The organism is Rhizobium redzepovicii (assembly GCF_019793435.1).
GTDB classification, from domain to species: domain Bacteria; phylum Pseudomonadota; class Alphaproteobacteria; order Rhizobiales; family Rhizobiaceae; genus Rhizobium; species Rhizobium redzepovicii.
The window spans coordinates 56,217-73,555 of record NZ_JAILYH010000003.1 but is presented as its reverse complement, the minus strand read 5'-3'; the positions used below and the strand labels follow the sequence as shown (position 1 = coordinate 73,555).

Annotated in this window: 14 protein-coding genes and 1 pseudogene; 9 read left to right on the top strand and 6 right to left on the bottom strand. The window is 61.7% G+C overall.

Translation table 11 applies throughout. The features are described from left to right. Positions 1–238: 238 nt before the first annotated feature. From K6N12_RS05015 to K6N12_RS05005, 3 genes are all read left to right on the top strand, one after another. Positions 239–1,399: a DnaJ C-terminal domain-containing protein gene (locus K6N12_RS05015; RefSeq protein ID WP_097624089.1), complete on the top strand. Its 1,161-nt coding sequence runs from the start codon at positions 239–241 to the stop codon at positions 1,397–1,399. 122 nt (positions 1,400–1,521) lie between these two features. Then, positions 1,522–2,340 (top strand): enoyl-ACP reductase FabI, encoded by an 819-nt coding sequence (gene fabI, locus K6N12_RS05010; protein ID WP_049736024.1) that lies wholly within the window; start codon positions 1,522–1,524, stop codon positions 2,338–2,340. A 21-nt stretch (positions 2,341–2,361) separates the two neighbouring features. Next, positions 2,362–2,952 carry a histidine phosphatase family protein gene (locus K6N12_RS05005; RefSeq protein ID WP_097624088.1) on the top strand — a complete coding sequence of 197 codons (591 nt, stop codon included), beginning with the start codon at positions 2,362–2,364 and terminating at the stop codon, positions 2,950–2,952. 30 nt (positions 2,953–2,982) lie between these two features. Here the strand turns inward: K6N12_RS05005 and K6N12_RS34780 are convergent. Beyond that, positions 2,983–3,226: pseudogene (locus tag K6N12_RS34780) on the bottom strand (DUF1902 domain-containing protein). Between the two features lie 21 nt (positions 3,227–3,247). Continuing rightward, positions 3,248–3,508: a DUF1344 domain-containing protein gene (locus K6N12_RS04995; RefSeq protein ID WP_003569889.1), complete on the bottom strand. Its 261-nt coding sequence runs from the start codon at positions 3,506–3,508 to the stop codon at positions 3,248–3,250. Positions 3,509–3,749: 241 nt separating this feature from the next. On the opposite strand from K6N12_RS04995, the gene K6N12_RS04990 reads away from it, so the two are divergent. The 3 genes from K6N12_RS04990 to ribB all read left to right on the top strand — a co-directional run bounded on the left by K6N12_RS04990 (position 3,750) and on the right by ribB (position 9,286). Then, positions 3,750–6,923 carry a bifunctional diguanylate cyclase/phosphodiesterase gene (locus tag K6N12_RS04990; RefSeq protein ID WP_131711369.1) on the top strand — a complete coding sequence of 1,058 codons (3,174 nt, stop codon included), beginning with the start codon at positions 3,750–3,752 and terminating at the stop codon, positions 6,921–6,923. Positions 6,924–7,075: 152 nt separating this feature from the next. Next, on the top strand, positions 7,076–8,173 hold the full coding sequence (gene aroC / locus K6N12_RS04985; protein ID WP_097624086.1) for a chorismate synthase: 1,098 nt from the start codon (positions 7,076–7,078) through the stop codon (positions 8,171–8,173). A gap of 9 nt (positions 8,174–8,182) precedes the next feature. After that, positions 8,183–9,286, top strand: coding sequence for a 3,4-dihydroxy-2-butanone-4-phosphate synthase (gene ribB / locus K6N12_RS04980; RefSeq protein WP_097624085.1), 1,104 nt, complete (start codon positions 8,183–8,185; stop codon positions 9,284–9,286). A gap of 39 nt (positions 9,287–9,325) precedes the next feature. Here ribB and K6N12_RS04975 read toward each other — a convergent pair whose 3' ends face one another. Continuing rightward, on the bottom strand, positions 9,326–10,516 hold the full coding sequence (locus tag K6N12_RS04975; protein WP_097624084.1) for a winged helix-turn-helix domain-containing protein: 1,191 nt from the start codon (positions 10,514–10,516) through the stop codon (positions 9,326–9,328). Between the two features lie 293 nt (positions 10,517–10,809). Between K6N12_RS04975 and K6N12_RS04970 the strand changes: the two genes are divergently transcribed. The 3 genes from K6N12_RS04970 to K6N12_RS04960 are packed head-to-tail and all read left to right on the top strand — an operon-like array spanning position 10,810 to position 12,680. Next, positions 10,810–11,484: an energy-coupling factor ABC transporter ATP-binding protein gene (locus K6N12_RS04970; RefSeq protein WP_097624083.1), complete on the top strand. Its 675-nt coding sequence runs from the start codon at positions 10,810–10,812 to the stop codon at positions 11,482–11,484. Beyond that, entirely contained in the window at positions 11,484–12,092 is a 609-nt protein-coding gene (locus K6N12_RS04965) for an energy-coupling factor transporter transmembrane component T family protein (protein ID WP_097624082.1), read from the top strand. The genes K6N12_RS04970 and K6N12_RS04965 overlap by 1 nt, the downstream gene beginning before the upstream one ends. Before the next feature lie 24 nt (positions 12,093–12,116). Next, a complete protein-coding gene (locus K6N12_RS04960; protein WP_012556795.1) occupies positions 12,117–12,680 on the top strand; it encodes a biotin transporter BioY in 564 nt (187 codons plus the stop codon). Between the two features lie 144 nt (positions 12,681–12,824). On the opposite strand, the gene K6N12_RS04955 is transcribed toward K6N12_RS04960, so the two are convergent. The 3 genes from K6N12_RS04955 to K6N12_RS04945 form a co-directional block, all read right to left on the bottom strand. Beyond that, positions 12,825–13,970: an acyltransferase family protein gene (locus tag K6N12_RS04955; RefSeq protein ID WP_097624081.1), complete on the bottom strand. Its 1,146-nt coding sequence runs from the start codon at positions 13,968–13,970 to the stop codon at positions 12,825–12,827. Positions 13,971–14,533: 563 nt separating this feature from the next. Next, a complete protein-coding gene (locus K6N12_RS04950; protein ID WP_097624080.1) occupies positions 14,534–16,099 on the bottom strand; it encodes a methionine--tRNA ligase in 1,566 nt (521 codons plus the stop codon). A 252-nt stretch (positions 16,100–16,351) separates the two neighbouring features. After that, positions 16,352–17,245 (bottom strand): LysR substrate-binding domain-containing protein, encoded by an 894-nt coding sequence (locus K6N12_RS04945; protein WP_097624079.1) that lies wholly within the window; start codon positions 17,243–17,245, stop codon positions 16,352–16,354. Positions 17,246–17,339 lie beyond the last annotated feature (94 nt).

The following is a 17,339-nucleotide window of genomic DNA, read 5'->3' as shown; positions in this document are numbered from 1 at the left end:
CGCCCGACACCTTTCGGCCGAATGCTTAGCAAAGAGCTAACCATTCGGCGCAAAACACCCCACATCTCTCCATAGAAATAAGAAGTGATTAGCAACTCCGACGCACGATCAGCGTTGAGAGTGGTTGTCCCTGCCTGTGCGACGGGATGGCGCGAATTGTTATTGGGCTTTTGATTTCGGAATTTCGGGATGCCGGGCAAGGACGTGGCTTCCCGCATCGCAACACCGGCGGTTTAACATGCGCGATCCTTATAAAATTCTGGGCGTCAAGCGCGACGCGGCAGCGGACGAGATCAAGGCGGCCTGGCGCAATATGGCCAAGTCAGCCCATCCCGACCACAATCAGGGTGACCCGACGGCAACCGCCCGGTTCGCCGAGATCGGCCGCGCCTATGAAACGCTGAAGGACCCGCGCAAACGCAGCCTGTTCGACAATGCCGTGCGGATGGCGGAAGCAAAGAAGAACGAACAGACGATCATGCAGCAGCGCCAGGCCGCACGTGAGGCCGCAGTGCGCGCCAAGGCGGCGCAGGCCAATGCCGAGCGGGTGATGGAAGAGCTTGCGCGCGCCGCCCAGAAGGCCGCCGCCGACGGCTCCAGACAACAGGCAGGATCGGCCGAGCCCGCCGACGAGATGGTCGATCGCATTTTCGGCGCTCAGGCCCGCGCTGCGGCCGGCGGCCAGGCGCAGGCTCGCGCGCAACGGGCGCAATACCAGCAGGCTGGCGAGGCCGGCAGGCGCGTGGATGGCGACGCCGCCGAGGGTGAAACCAAGGGCGACGAGGAGGCCGGCGAGGCTGGGCCAAATGCCGGCGCCAACCTGCCGCTGCCGCTCAGCATCCTGACATCCCTGGTGCGCCGGTTCACCGGCGCCAAGGATACCGGCCTGGAAAAAGCCCCCGACGAGGTGGCGACGGCGACGGTGACGATCGACGACGTGCTGAAAAGCGGTTGGATCACCGCCTCACTGCCGGAGGGTCGCGAGATCGGTTTCGCGTTGCCGGCCGGCACCAAGGATGGTCACGAGCTGCGGCTCAAGGGACAAGGCTTCAAGCTGCCGGGCATGCAGCGGGGCGATGCCGTCATCAACATTCGCATTGCGCCCGATCCACGCTTCACGGTCGCCGGTTTCGATCTGCATGCGGTGCTGCCGCTCAGCATCGAAAATGCCGTGCTCGGCACCGAGGCGCGTATCGAAGGACCGAGCGGGCCGCTGAACGTGACGATCCCCGCATGGTCCGGCTCGGACAAGACGATTAGAATTCCCGGCCAGGGATTGCCTCGCGAAGAGGGCGGCAGAGGCGATCTCGTCGTCGAATTGCGCATTATCCTGTGGGAAAAGCCCGACGACAAAGTCACCGATCTCATGCGGAGCATGCGCGAAGGCCTGTTCCTGTGAAATATTTATGACTTTCGCACCCTTTGTTACGAAACCTAACAGTTGATGATCCAGGCCAAGCTTGAACCGATTAGCGGCCTATGCCATAGGCAGGATCAATCAGAATTCCTAGGGAGCGAAATATGGCTCAAGCATCCGGCCTCATGGCAGGCAAACGCGGCGTTATCATGGGTGTCGCCAACAATCGCTCGATTGCGTGGGGTATTGCCAAGGCCATTCATGCGCAGGGCGGAGAAGTCGCGCTCACCTACCAGGGCGATGCGCTGAAGAAGCGCGTCGAGCCGCTTGCCGCCGAAATCGGCGCAACGCTGGTCGGACACTGTGACGTTGCCGACGAAGCCACCATCGACGAGGTTTTCGCAAACGTCGAAAAGCTCTGGGGCAAGATCGATTTCCTGGTGCATGCGATCGGCTTCTCCGACAAGGACGAGCTCACCGGCCGCTACGTCGACACCTCGGCCGACAATTTCGCCAAGACGATGCAGATCTCCGTCTATTCCTTCACCTCGGTCGCACGCCGCGCCGAGAAGCTGATGACGGATGGCGGCGCTATGCTGACGCTGACCTATTACGGCGCCGAAAAGGTGATGCCGAACTATAACGTCATGGGTGTCGCCAAGGCCGCGCTCGAAGCGAGCGTCAAGTATCTGGCCGTCGACCTCGGACCGCAGAACATCCGCGTCAACGCCGTCTCGGCCGGCCCGATCAAGACGCTCGCAGCCTCCGGCATCGGCGATTTCCGCTATATTCTGAAGTGGAACGAATACAACGCGCCGCTGCGCCGCACCGTCACCATCGAAGAAGTCGGCGATGTCGGCCTCTATCTGCTGTCCGATCTCTCGCGCTCCGTCACCGGCGAAGTGCACCATGCCGACAGCGGCTATCATGTCATCGGCATGAAAGCGGTCGACGCCCCTGACATTTCGGTCGTCAAGGACTGAAGCATTCCCGGAGCAGAGACCGTGCTTATCTACGTGATCAGACACGGTCAGACCGACTGGAATGCCGAGCGCCGCCTGCAGGGCCAGAAGGACATCCCGATGAACGCCACGGGCCTGGAACAGGCCCGGCAGAACGGGGTGGCGCTTGGCGAAATTCTCGGCGACACGGTCGATGAATTCGATTTCGTCGCAAGCCCGCTGCAACGCACGCGCGCGACCATGGAAATCGTCCGCGGCGCCATGGGCCTGCCGCCGTTTGCCTATCGCACCGATCCGAGGCTGGTCGAGATCTCCTTCGGTGACTGGGAGGGCTCGACGCTCAAGGAGTTGAAGGCCACGCAGCGCGAGCGGGTGGCCGAACGCAATGCTTCGAAATGGGATTTCATCCCGCCCGGCGACGACGCGGAAAGCTACGAGATCCTCTCCTGGCGCACCGGCTCATGGCTGCAATCCGTCGACCGCCCGACCGTCTGCGTCACCCATGGCGGCGTCATCCGCACACTGTTCCAGATGATCGCCGACCTGCCGAAGAGCAGCGCTGCCGAAGGCGGGATCCCGCAGGACCAGATTGTCAGGATCGATACTACTGAGCGGACGATCGTCTGGCTGTAGGGCGTTGCCGCATCTTAGCCCGCGATAGGCTCACTTTGTGGGATTGGGGATGCCGACGAGTTGTTCGGCTATGATGTGGATCGGGATTTCCGGCTGGTTAGAGGTAAAACCGTTCAGCTCGAGAAGGCCGGCTGCAACAGCGATAAGTTTAGGCTTGGGGGCTTCGAAGGGTACCGGCTTCAATGGCCAGTCCTTCGATATCGTTGCTGCTGGCGACCCAAACGCCAGCCTCTTCATCCCAATCAGCACGCACGACGATCGAAGCATGCTTCATGCCATCCTCCGCGGACCCGCCCTACTTGACGATATCCAGATCGTTGATGACGCGCTTGCCGTCGACCTCGGTATAGAAGACGATCACCTTCACGCCGGCTTCGAGGCCGTCGAAATTGAATTCCTCAGGCGCCTGATAGGTTTTGCCGTCGTCGAGCGTCAGCACCAGATTGGCGGTATCGACCTTCTTGATCGTCGCCTCGACATCGGCGCTCTCGGCAAAACCGCTCATCGGCGACAGGAAACTTGCTGTTGCCAAAAGCGTGGCGACGACGAAACGCATGGCGACAATCCTTTTCAGACGCTGCACGAGAACATGACTGGCCACAGATAGCCTCCTGAATATGGCGAAAATTGCCCGGAAGAATGGCTTTTCCCGCCTAATTGATGAATAGGATTTTAAATATAATCAAGACGCCGTGTTAACCGCTGCTTTTGCCTTCCCATGATTTTTGGCTTCGCTTGCGGGCAATCGTAAATTAACCCCCACGCCCTAAAGTCGCCCGGAAGACGGGAGTTTCATTTTGCTATTCAGGCTGAGCGACAACAAGCAGTTACGGCGCGTGTTGAAGAATACCCGCGTTTCGTTTCTGGTTTCATCGCTTGTCGCCCTTGTCGTCATCATGGTCGGCTTCGGCCTCGACCGGGCCAATACTCAATCCTATGAGCGCGAACTTCATATCCGCACCGAAAGCGAGGCAAACCTCATCCGCGCCCGGGTGATGGCTGAGATCAATATGGACCTCAGCATGGTCCGCGATCTTGCCAATCTGATCTCCGTCAGTGCGGCAAACGGAGAGGAGATGGAGCGGCAGATCAACTGGCTGCTGATCCAGAATCCGTCCTTCATTCACATCGCCGTCGCACCGGATTTCATCATCGACAACGTCTATCCCCGGCTACCCGGCAATGAGGAGATCGGCCGCGACGTGCGCGCAACGCTGTTTTCACGCCAGGCGATGACGCCGGCGGCCGCCGATCTGTCGGCGCGCTTTTATGGCCCTGTCAGCACCGACGGCCGGGACGGCTTTGCCATATTCTTCCCGGTTTTCGTCAAGGAGAACGGCCAACGGCGGCTCTGGGGGGCGGTCGAGCTCGTCATCGACCAGCAGATGTTCTACGAGGCGACCGGGCTGATGCCGGCGCGCGACCGCGAGAACCGGGAACGTTTTCCGCATCTCAACCATCTATCGATCGCCCTCCGGGATATCGGCTCATCGGCGAGGGCCGCGACAACCGCGCCGTTCTTCGGGTCGTCCGAGATCGATGACAAGGATCCTATGCGCCAGAAGATCGGCTTTGCCGGCGGCAAGTGGGAACTTTCCGTCGTTCCGAACAGCGGCTGGCACGCGATACCGGAGAACCAGACCGAGCTGCGGCTGATCGTCGTTGCCGCCGGCTGCATCATCATCGTCCCGATCTTCTTCGCGACCCTCCTGCTTGGGGAGCGTAATCGCAATATCACCGAGCTCGAGACGCGCGAAGCGAAACTCAAGGAATTGTCGCAACGGCTCGATCTGGCGTTGGAATCCTCGAATATCGGCATCTGGGAGCTGGATGATCATTCGAGCAGCCTGCTCTGGGATGCACGTGCGGCGGCCCTGCACGGCAAGCCGGCGCAGGAAGGAAGCCGGGCGCTCGACGAATGGCTAACGGCGATCCTGCCCGAGGACCGCGAGATCGCCGAAGTGCATTTCTTCAGCTGCAGCATCGCCGGTGCCGCCTGCACGGCGCAGTACCGTATCGTGCCAGCCGATGGCGGCATCCGTCACCTGCGCTCGGTCGGCGCCTTCTATACCGATGCCGGCGGCGTCAGCAGGACGATCGGCATCGTCTGGGACGTGACCGCCGATGCGGAGACGACCGATACGCTGCGCAAGGCGAAAGACATGAGCGAGGTCAAGAATGCCGAGCTGGAGCTGGCGCTTGAAGAGCTTTCCAGCCGCGAGGGACAACTCGCCGAGCTGTCGAGCCGGCTCGACCTGGCGCTCAACTCCTATCAATGCGGCATCTGGGAAGCGCGGCCCGACCGGGGCGGCTCGATCTGGAACGAGCGCATGCACGAGCTCTATGGGCTTGCGCCGCGCAACGGCTTCATGACCGAGGAGACCTGGCTTGGCTGCATCCACCCCGAGGATCGGGGTCTGGCGCTCGAAAGCGCGCGCCACTTCAAGAAAAATGGCGATACCCACACCCTCGTCTGTCGGGTGATCGTCGATGGCGGCGCGGTGCGCTATGTCCGCTCCGTCGGCAAGGTCCACCAGACGGGGACCGGCGAGATGAAGATCATGGGCATCGCCTTCGATGCCACCGAAGACGTGCTAATGACGATCCGGCTGAAAGCCGCCAAGGACGAGGCGGTCGCCAAGAATATCGAGCTCGAGCTTGCCAAGAACAGGATCGAGCACAATTCGCTGCACGACCCGCTGACCGCGCTTGCCAATCGCCGCAAGCTCGATATCGCGCTCGAAGAATTGACGAATGACGGCCGCCGGCAGCGGCAGAAATTCTCGATCCTGCACATCGACCTCGACCGCTTCAAGGACATCAACGACACGCTTGGCCATGCCGCCGGCGATGCCATGCTGGTGCACGCCTCGAAGGTGCTCGCCAAGAATGTCCGCGGCAGCGATATCGTCGCCCGCATCGGCGGCGACGAATTCGTCATCCTCGCCCTTGATGTCGGCGACACGGAGATGGCACAGCTTTCGGCGCGGATCATCGAAGAGATGCGCCAGCCGATCGATTTCCAGGGTTTTTCCTGCCGCTGCGGCGTGTCGATCGGCGTGGCGCTTGCCAACGGCATTCACGTCGATGCGCGCAAGGTGCTGATCAATGCCGATATCGCGCTCTACCGCGCCAAGAGCACGGGCCGCAACCGCTTCGAATTCTTCAATCACAATCTCCAGGCCGATATCGTCAACACCAAGCGCACGGCCGACGAGATCCTCGCCGGCATCGACAATGGCGAGTTCACCGCCTGGTACCAGCCGCAATTCTCAGCCCGGACGATGGAACTGACGGGTGTGGAGGCGCTGGTGCGCTGGAAACATCCGACCAAGGGGTGGCTGACGCCAGACAAGTTCCTGCGCATCGCCGACGAGATCAATGTCGTGCAGATGCTCGACAGGATCGTGCTGGAAACGGCGCTGCGCGACAAGATGCGCTGGACGGCGCAAGGCATTGCCGTGCCCAAGGTCTCGGTCAATGTTTCGGCGCGACGGCTGCATGACGGCAGCCTGCTGGAATCGCTCGCCGACCTGCATATCTGCCCCGGCGAGCTTTCCTTCGAACTGGTGGAATCGATCTTCCTCGACGAGAGCGAGGACGTCGTCTCGCACAATCTCGAGCACATCAAGGCGCTCGGCATCGATATCGAGATCGACGATTTCGGCACCGGCCATACCTCGATCGTCAGCCTGTTGAAGCTGAAGCCCAAGCGCCTGAAGATCGACCGCCAGCTGGTGCAGCCGATCGTCGGCGCAACACAGGAGCGGGCGCTGGTCCGCTCGATCATCGACATCGCCCGCTCGCTCGGCGTCGAGACGGTGGCCGAAGGGGTGGAGACGGCGGCCCATGCCGAACTGCTGCGCGATCTCGGCTGCGACATCCTGCAGGGCTATGCCTTCTCGCGGCCGCTCTCCTTCGACGATTTCACCACCGAGGCCACCGGAACGGGATGGCGGCTGGCATCCTGACCGCCTTCCTTTGACAGGGACGGAAACAGCATTTCCGCCACCGCCGGTTTGACGCAAAGAAAGGCTTTTGCCTCGACGGTTTTTTGGCCTATGAGTGTCGCGCCTTTTCAAGCAATGGCGCAACCGGCTTTGGCGCGCCACCGTGGGAACACATGTCGCACAATACATTCGGTCACCTCTTCCGCGTAACCACCTGGGGCGAAAGCCATGGTCCGGCGCTCGGCTGCGTCGTCGATGGCTGCCCTCCGGGGCTGCGCTTCAAGCTCGAGGACCTGCAGGTCTGGCTCGACAAGCGCAAGCCCGGGCAATCCCGCTTCGTGACGCAGCGGCGCGAGGACGACCTGGTGAAGGTGCTCTCCGGCGTCATGCTCGACGCCGACGGCGAGACGATGACGACAACCGGCACGCCGATCTCGATGCTGATCGAAAACACCGACCAGCGCTCCAAGGATTACGGCGAGATCGCCCGGCAATTCCGCCCCGGCCATGCCGATTTTACCTATGACCTCAAATACGGCATTCGCGATTATCGCGGCGGCGGCCGCTCCTCGGCGCGCGAGACCGCAGCAAGGGTCGCCGCCGGCGGCATCGCCCGGCTGGTCGTGCCCGGTGTCACGGTGCGCGGCGCCCTGGTGCAGATCGGCAAGCACAAGATCGACCGCCGCAACTGGGATTGGGATCAGGTCGGCCAGAACCCGTTCTTCTCCCCCGATGCGGCGATCGTGCCTGTGTGGGAAGAATATCTCGACGGCATCCGCAAGAACGGCTCCTCAATCGGCGCCGTCGTCGAAGTGATCGCCGAAGGCGTGCCGGCCGGCCTCGGCGCGCCGATCTATGCCAAGCTCGACCAGGACATCGCCTCGCTGCTGATGTCGATCAACGCCGTCAAGGGCGTCGAGATCGGCAATGGTTTTGCCGCAGCCGAAACCTCAGGCGAAGACAATGCCGACGAGATGCGCATGGGCAATGACGGCACGCCGATCTTCCTTTCCAACAATGCCGGCGGTATTCTCGGCGGGATCTCGACCGGACAGCCTGTCGTGGCACGTTTCGCCGTCAAGCCGACTTCGTCGATCCTGACCGAGCGCCAGTCGATCGATGCCGACGGCAAGAATGTCGATGTCCGCACCAAGGGCCGGCACGACCCCTGCGTCGGCATCCGCGCCGTGCCGATCGGCGAGGCGATGGTCGCCTGCGCCATCGCTGACCATTATCTTCGCGACCGCGGCCAGACCGGCCGCCTGAAATAGGAGCGCCCCATGTCGTATGATCAAAAGCGCGTCGTCGACGCCATCCGGGCTTTCGAGGCCGGCGAGATCGTCGTCGTCATGGACGACAATGACCGCGAGAACGAGGGTGACCTGATTGTCGCCGCCGTGCACACCACGCCGGAGAAGATGGCCTTCATCGTGCGCCACACATCCGGCATCGTCTGTGCGCCGATGCCGAAGGAAGAGGCCAAGCGCCTCAACCTCAACGCCATGGTGGCGGAAAACGACTCGGCCCATACGACGGCCTTCACCGTCTCGGTCGATTTCAAGCACGGCACGACGACCGGCATTTCCGCCGACGACCGGACCCTGACGGTGCGCAACCTCGCCAATCCGAATGTGGGCGCCGCCGATTTCGTCCGGCCCGGCCACATCTTCCCGCTGGTTTCGCGCGAAGGCGGCGTGCTAATGCGCTCCGGCCATACGGAAGCGGCCGTCGACCTCTGCAAACTCGCCGGCCTGCCGCCGATCGGCGTCATCTCGGAACTCGTCAATGACGACGGCACCGTCACGCGCGGCCCGCAGGTGGTCGATTTCGCCGAGCAGCACGGGTTGAAGCTCGTCTCCGTCGCCGATCTCATTGCCTATCGCCAGCGCAAGGAAACGTTGGTCGAGCACGGCACGAGCTTCGACATCGACACACCGTTCGGCAAGGCCAAGGCTCATACCTATTCCCTGCCCTGGGACCCGATGCAGCATCTCGCCGTCGTCTTCGGCGACATCCGCGACGGCGTCGACATCCCGGTGCGCCTGCATCCGGAAAATGTCGCCGAGGATCTCTTCGGCAAGAACAGCCCGGTCGATTTCTACATGCAGAAGATTTCCGAGGAAGGCCGCGGCGTCATCGTCTACCTGCGCGAAGGCTCGGTCGGCGTCGGCCACCACGACAACGGCCGCAAGGCCCGCAACCAGGGCCGCGAAGCCCATGCCGAAGCGCAGAGCCGCGACAGCGAATGGCTGGAAATCGGCCTCGGCGCCCAGATCCTCAAGGACCTCGGCGTCAGCTCGATCAAGCTGCTCACCAGCCGCGAGCGCCACTATGTCGGGCTGGAAGGTTTCGGGATCAAGATCAGCAAGACGGAGATTTGCTGAGGCTCGGAGAAAGCCCCCTCCCCACAAGGGGGAGGGGTTTTATCCTCTCCAGCCGTCGAGCAACACAACCTTCTCTACCCCCGCAAACCGCGCCAGCCGCTCCAGCTCGGCTTCCAGCCTCTCCAGCCGCCCGGCTGACGGCTTCACGCCAGGCTCCAGCCAGAGCCGCTTGACATCGAGCGTCGACTTTTTCCGATCCGCCTTCATGTCGATGCGGCCGATCAGCCTGTCACCTTCGAGCAGCGGGAAGACGTAATAGCCATATTCGCGCTTCGGCTCGGGGACGAAAATCTCGATGCGGTAGAAGAAGCCGAACAGGCGTTCGGTGCGGTTGCGGTCGCGGATCATCGGGTCGAAGGGGCTGAGTACGCGGATGCGCGGCGGTGCGGCGGGGTAGTTGTCGAGCGTCGAGAGGAAATCGGCAAAGGCCCAGGAGGGGCGCGGCTTGGCTCCGAGCGCCGGTTCGATCAGCACTTCGGCGAGCTCGTCGCGATGGGCTGATACCCAGGCCTTGGCTTCCTCGGGCGAGACGAGGTTCCAGAAGGCCGATATCTCGCCATGGGTGGCAAAGCCGAGGCGGGTGAGCGCGCTGCGGCAGGCCCAGTCGATAAAGTCCTCGCGGCTCACCTCCGGCTCACGGAATTCGGCCGGGATGACGCGCTCGGTGAGATCGTAGATCTTCTGGAAGTTCGATCGGCCGGCGATGGCGAACTTGCCGGTGTGCCAGAAATATTCGAGCGCCGTCTTGTTCGGATGCCAGTTCCACCAGCCGCCGGAAACATGGCCGTCGGCCTTGATGTCGCGCGCTAGGATCGCCCCGTCGCGCTCGACGCGCTGATAGGTCTCCTCGAAGGCCGCCTCGAAGCCTTCGCCGCGCCATTTGCGCCAGCGCTCGACGATGACCTTCTCCTGATGGCGGAACTTGTGCTTCCAATAGACGAAGAAGGCGCTCGGCAGGATCGAGGCGTCGTGCGTCCAGTGCTCGAACAGCGCGCCGTCCTTTTCGAGCAGTGCCGTCAGATGCTCGCGCCGATAAGTCTGGTTGCGGGAGAACAGGATCTGATGATGCGCCCGCTCGACCGTCTGGATGCTGTCCACCTGAACGAACCCCAGCTCGCCGATCAGTTGCAGCAGCCCCTGCTTGGTCAAAGCGCGGTTCGGCGGGGCGCTGAGGCCCTGCTTGGCGAGGAAGACCCGGCGGGCGTCGGAATTGGAGAGCAGATTCGTCATGGATACATCATAACGCGGAAAATCTTCCTAGCCACCCGATATCGCTATCGGATGTCGACAGCGAGGTTTGCTCTTTGTAGAAGCACTGCTGTCAGGTCGGCGCCAATGACTGCCCCTCACCCTAAACCTCTCCCCGTTTTGACGTGGAGAGGGGACGTGCCAGACGCAGCGTCGAGGTAGAAGGAGATGGTGCGGCATATCCCCTTCTCCCCGCCTGCGCGGAGAAGGTGGCGGCAGCCGGATGAGGGGCCGGGATCGGCAATCTCCTCCGATGAAAAATGCGAGGAACTGGTTTGGACATACACTTCGAAGGCGCCGGGGTCAGTTTCGGAACGCGGGTGGCGCTCGCGCCGCTCACGCTCGGCATCAGCGGCAAACGCATCGGCGTCATCGGGCTCAATGGCTCGGGCAAGACCACGTTTGCGCGGCTGATCAACGGGCTGACCAAGCCGACGGTCGGGCGGGTCACCGTCAACGGCCGTGACACGGCCGACGAGAAGACGGCGGCAGCCGATGTCGGCTTCATCTTTCAGTCGCCGCAGAACCAGATCATCATGCCGATCGTCCGGGACGACATCGCCTTCGGGCTGAAGCGGCGCGGCTTCACCAAGGCGGAGATCGAGGCGAAAGTCGAGGGCGTGCTGGCCCGCTTCGGCGCCGAGGCGCTGGCCGGGCGGCGGGCGCACGAGCTTTCCGGCGGCGAGCTGCAGGTGGCAGCCCTCTGCTCGGTGCTGGCGACGGGGCCCGGTATTCTGATCCTCGACGAACCCACAAACCAGCTCGATCTCAAAAACCGGGCGCTGGTCGAAGGAATTATCGCCGGACTTGCCGAAAGCGCCATCGTCATCACCCATGATCTGGAGCTGATCGCCGGTTTCGAGCGGGTGCTGCTGTTTCATGAAGGGCGGCTTGCCGCGGATGCGCCGGCGACTGAGGCGATCGCCCGCTACAGGGAGATCGCCCTCTGATGCAGTCGCTCTATGTCGAAGGCAACAGCGCAATGCATCGGCTTTCGCCGCGGGTGAAACTGCTGTCGCTTGCGATCTTCAGCATCGTGCTGTTCATCACCGGCAATCTCGTGCTGCTGTCTCTCGCCGTGCTGGCGGCGGCGATCCTCTATCGCATGGTCGGCCTGCCGATGGGCGCCGCGCTGAGGCGGCTGCGGCCGATCTTTCTGACGATCGCGGTCGTCGCGCTCTTCAACCTGCTCTTCAATCCCTGGCAGCAGGCGCTCGTGCCGCCGCTGCGGCTGACGGCGCTGATGCTGCTTGCCGCCGCCGTGACGGCGACGACGTCGATCACCGCCTTCATCGACGAAGTGACGGCACTTGCCCGCCCGCTGGAGCGTACGGGCCGGGTGCGGGCCGACGATATCGGGCTGGCGCTGGGCCTGGTCTTGCGTTTCGTGCCTGAAATCGTCGACCGTTACCAGGCGATCCGCGAGGCACACAGGGCGCGCGGGCTGAAGGTCCGGCCGGCGAGCCTGCTTGCGCCGCTGATCATCCTGACGCTCAAGGATGCGGATAATATCGCCGCGGCGATTGACGCGCGCGGCATTCGACGGCATGGAAGTTAATCAATTTTAACCACGGAATTCATGATGAGCACCCGCGACCTCGTTCTCACCGCCCTCTTTGCCGCAATCATCGTGGCGCTCGGCCTGCTGCCGCCGATCCCGCTCGGCTTCATTCCGGTGCCGATCACCGCGCAATCGCTCGGCGTCATGATGGCCGGCGTCGTGCTCGGCGCCCGGCGCGGCGCCATTGCCGTGCTGATCGTGCTCTTGCTCGTCGCCATCGGCCTGCCGGTGCTTTCCGGCGGCCGCGGCGGGCTTGCGATCTTCGCCTCGCCGACGGCCGGCTTCCTCATCGGCTGGATCTTTGCCGCCTTCGTCACCGGTTACCTCAGCGAGCGGCTGATCAACGACCGGCAGTCCGGCCTGGTGCAGACGGTCAGCTTCTTCCTCACCGCCATGGTCGGCGGCATCGTCGTTCTCTATGCTTTCGGCATCACCTATCTCGCGACGGTCGCCGGTCTCGGCTTCCCGAAAGCCTTCGTCGGCTCGATGGCTTTCGTTCCCGGCGATGTGATCAAGGCCTTTGTCGCCGCCCTCCTCGGCCGCGCCGTCATGGTCGGCTATCCCCTGCTGCCGGCGCGCGCATAAAGCATAGGCACGCTATCGCAAATGCACCAATGGCCGCCTTCAGGCTCAAAGGCGGCCATTGCGCTTTTCTAAGGGCTGCGTTGAACATCGATTGCGTCATCGGCCAGATCCAGCGACGCCGGGGCCATGAGAGAACTCGAGCAGCTAAACCCGAGACTCCTTTGCCTGAAAACGCGGGGCCCATTGACCAAGCCTCTCGAAAACCGTGCGCAAAACGCTGCGGATGGGAGGCTCTCCCCATTTGCACGCGGCGAGCGACATCAGACAGACGATCGCAATGGCCAAACCGAGTGCCGGCAGCGGTGTCACTCCCAAACCGGTCAGCCAATCGAGAAACTGAATGCCGATGGCAAAATGCAGGAGGTAGAGCGGATAGGTCATCGAACCGAGGGTTTTGACCGCTTGGAGGAAGGCTTTTGGCAGACGACTGATCTGCCGGCCATAGGCGACGCTCGCGGCGATGAATATCAGCCCCGCCACCCAGAGGAAGATTGCCGGAAACGGCGAGAAGGAGTGACCAGCTGCGGCAAGCGTTCGCTCGCTGGTGCTGCCGGCTGCCATGTAAATCTGAGTGGCACCCGCTACCAGCGCGAAGACGAAACCCACCCACGAAACCCTGCTCATCCGGGTTTGAGACAAAAGCCAGATGTAGATGTAGATGCCGATGGCGAATTGGCAGCCGTAGTAAAAGGGAACGGCCCGCCAGGCAGTATCGGTGAATATCGCCAGCACCTCTGAATCGGGAAAGGCGTTCAACAGAGTGATGAAACCCGTGCTTGCCAACGACAGGCCGAGCGCCAGCGCTGGCATCCTCGCCCTTTGACCGGCCGCACACAGGATGAAGACAAGGGCGTAGAAACAGATCTCACAGGCCAACGTCCAATATTGACCGTCTATCCATGGGCCGCCGGGGTACAGCGTGATCGACCGAAGAAAGTTCTTGATAATCCGCCTGTTAACATCCTGCGTTGCGATGAAGAGGAGTGTCAGTGACCCACATATCCATACCGCCGGATATAGCCGCAGAATTCGCCCCTTCAGAAACGACATCGCGGTAGCCGAAGCGGCAGAGTTGATGATGACGAGCCCTGAGATGACGAAGAACAGTTCGACGCCAACCCAGCCGGGTTGGGCAATATTCTCAATCACGGGCATTTTGTAGGGTCTGAGATATAAGGGCGAAGCCCAGGAAGCAAATCCAAGATGAAACATCGTTACCATTAACGCACACACAAATCGCAATGCGTCGATACCGTAAATATACGGACTGCCAGCTTCGGATTTTACCATAGTGATCCCCCCAGAACCTCGTCCAATACTACCTGGACTTGGATATCGAGGCAACGCACTCGCAATCAGGGTGGCAATCATTGATTGTATGGCAGGTCAATTCGCCCACTGCCCGTCAGACCGGCATAACCCGGAATCCGGGCAACAAAAAACCGCCTTGAGGCGGTCGGTCATTCTATCGATTTCAGTTTGATTTAGTCTCCTCCACCTCCGTCGCCGCCGTCACAGCCCCCGTCGTCCGAGGCATCAAACGAGCCTCCACCGCCATCGCCGGAGCTTGCTGAACTGCGCTTGCCACTCGCAACTATCAGGGCAAAAACCAAGATGAAGCATGCGAAGGGCATGGCATCCGAGAAAAATGTGTCCAATCAGTATCCTTTCGTTTGCATCGAGAAATCTTGTTTCCCTATGAAAATAATAGATTATTTTCTCGATCCGGACAATTGCTCTAGTATGAAACTTTTATGACATTCCGGATCGCGTCAAAACGCCCTCTCTTGTCACCGCCCTCCCGACCCTGCGCTGCTGTCGCTGCAGCGCAGGGTATCCGGCCCCGGGATGATTCAAGCTGCCGCTCTTTGTGGGAAGAGCACGGCTTGCGGGGCAGCCTTGGCCCCAGCCACGATCAGCGGATCCCGATAGAGCCGAGGAGACGGTATTCCCAGCCTGGAGTGCAGCGTTGCGGCCGAGCCCGGCAGCAACGGGAGTAGGCAGCGGGCAACGATCGCAAGGCCGCAGACCTGCTCCGCCAGGCAAGCGCCAAGACGTTCGGCGGTCACCTTGCGATCCTCCGGAGCGGGATCGCAAAGCAGCGCTTTCGCATCAGCCCATGGTGCGCCTTTTGTAAATCGCCGGTTCGCCTCACCGACAAACTCGAAAATATCAGCGAGGCCGACATGCAACTCGTAGGCATCGAAGGCCTCCGCCACCTTGCCCGGAAGGCGGTAAGCTTTCTGCACGAACTCGCTCTCCGGTACGGGCGGTACGATGCCGCCGAACGACTGATATAAAAGGGTAAGCACCCGGTTGGCGAGATTGCCGAGCTGGCCTGCGAGCTCTCCCGCCCATGCGGCTTCGAGACGCTCGCCCGAGAAATCGCCGTCGTCTCCCGAGCGTATATGCCGGAGCAGGTAATATCGCAGCGCGTCCGGCGTTCCGTAGGCGTCGATGATGCCTTCGGGATCAATGCCGTTGCCGGCCGACTTGCCGATCTTCCTGCCGTCCACCGTGACATAGCCGTGCACCAGGATCGACGACGGCGGCGGCAGGCCGGCGGACAGCAGGATGGCCGGCCAGTAGATGGCGTGGAACTTGGAGATGCCCTTGCCGACGACGTGGATGCTTTCTCCGCGATTCCAATAGCGCTGCTGGAGCACCTGATCGGATCCGTGCCCCAGACCTGTAAGATAGTTCGCCAGGGCGTCGAACCAGACATAGACGACGTCACCTGCTTCGGGGCCACCCCCATCGGGAACCGGAACGCCCCAGCCTCGCGCTCGTTCGGCGCTGCGCGACACGCTGATGTCGGTCAGGCCACGCCGCAGCAGGGCAAGGACCTCGTTGCGCCGATGGGCTGGAACGATGCGAAGCTCACCAGTTTCGACGAGTTCACGGAGTTTGCCGCCATATCGGGATAGACGGAAGAACCAGTTCTCCTCACGGACGATCTCAAGAGCGATCCCATGTTCCGGGCAGCGCCCGTCATCGAGTTCCGATGGCTCGTAGAATTGCTCGCAGCCGACGCAGTAGAGGCCCTCATAGGCCTTGCGATAGAGGTCGCCGGTGTCAGCGCAGGCCCGCCATAAGGCGTGGACACAAGCGACATGCCTTGGATCACGGGAGGTGCAGACGAATTCCTGGTTGGAGATATCGAGCCGGCCGCCAAGGCGCTCGAACCTGTCGGCGTTGGCATTGACGAAGTCCCTCACCTGCAGTCCCGCGGCTTCCGCGGCCCTGACATTCTTCAGGCTGTTGTCATCGGTCCCGCACTGGAACCTGACGTCATGGCCGAGGAGCCTGAGATGACGGGCATAGGCATCGGCCTGGACGAGTTCCAGGGCAAAACCCACATGCGGCGCGGCATTCACATAGGGGATGGAAGTGGTGATATAGATATCCGCCTTGTTCATCGGTGTTTCCTTTCGAAGGCTGTTATTGCCGGCGAGACGGATCGACCCATGAAAAAACCGCCTCGAGGGCGGTTGCTGGTGCATTATGGACGCACGAAACCCGCCACGCTATGAGCGCGGCATCATCATCACGAAAGTGCTGATCACGTTGTTGTCCATACCATTTTTCTAGCATCAAGCGTGGTTTCGAACAAGCGCGCTGTTTGGGCCGGCGCGCTTTGCCCTCCCGTTGAGCGCCCGCCTTGGCGGAGCTTATTCAACGATCGGTGAGCCGGCGGATCGGCATTCCTTCGTGAACCACTCCGTAAAACGACGCACCGGCTTTTTCGCCCAGGAACTGGTGATCAGGTAATATCCCTGGGTCTCGGCGGTCGAGATGTCCGAAAGCACGACGAGGTCGCCGCGATCGATCTCTCGCCGAAACACTTCGACCGGGCATAATGCCACCCCATGCCCGGCTATTACCGCCGTGGCAAGGATGTTGAAGTCCTGAAATATCGGCCCGCGAACCGGCTCGGGCGCCTTCATCTCAGTCTTCCGGAACCATTCTTTCCAGCCGTCGACGGATTCGTCGTGCAGCAGGTCGGCCGCTGCAAAGGGAATACTGCCGACAGTCCAATTCCGCTTGGCCAGATAATGAATGCTGGCCACCGGCTGGTTGCGGCGGGAGAAAAGCAGGCGGCTCTCCCGTCCTCCCGACAGGTCTTCCCCCATGGTGATGAGAACATCCAGGCTTTCGTCATCGAAGCGTTCCTCGGCTCTGGCGTAAACGATCCTGACGTCGAGATCGGGATCGCTCTCCCGGAACGACGGCAGTGCCGGAACCAGCCAGCGCGACGCGATCGAAGGAATGCAGCCGACCGTGATCGAACGCATATTGTGGTCTCTGCGCATGTTGCCGGTTGCATGGGCGATGGCTGCCAATGAGCCGGAGACGGCAAGATAATATTCGGCACCCGCTGGCGTCAGCGCCACGCCGCGTCCGGATTTTTGGAGCAGCTTGCGCCCCAGCCACGTCTCCAGATGCTTGATCTGGTGGCTGATCGCGGCATGGGTCACATGCAGCTCGTCTCCGGCCTTTGAGAGGCTCATGAGCCGAGCGGTCGCTTCGAAGGCCCTCAATGCGTTCAGCGGCGGCAGCTGCATCTGTTTGAATTCCTCACATGAGAGCCAGGATAGGCTCCTTTATCTACATCAAATTCGGGCATCTACATCAAATTCGGGCGAAACATGTAAATTA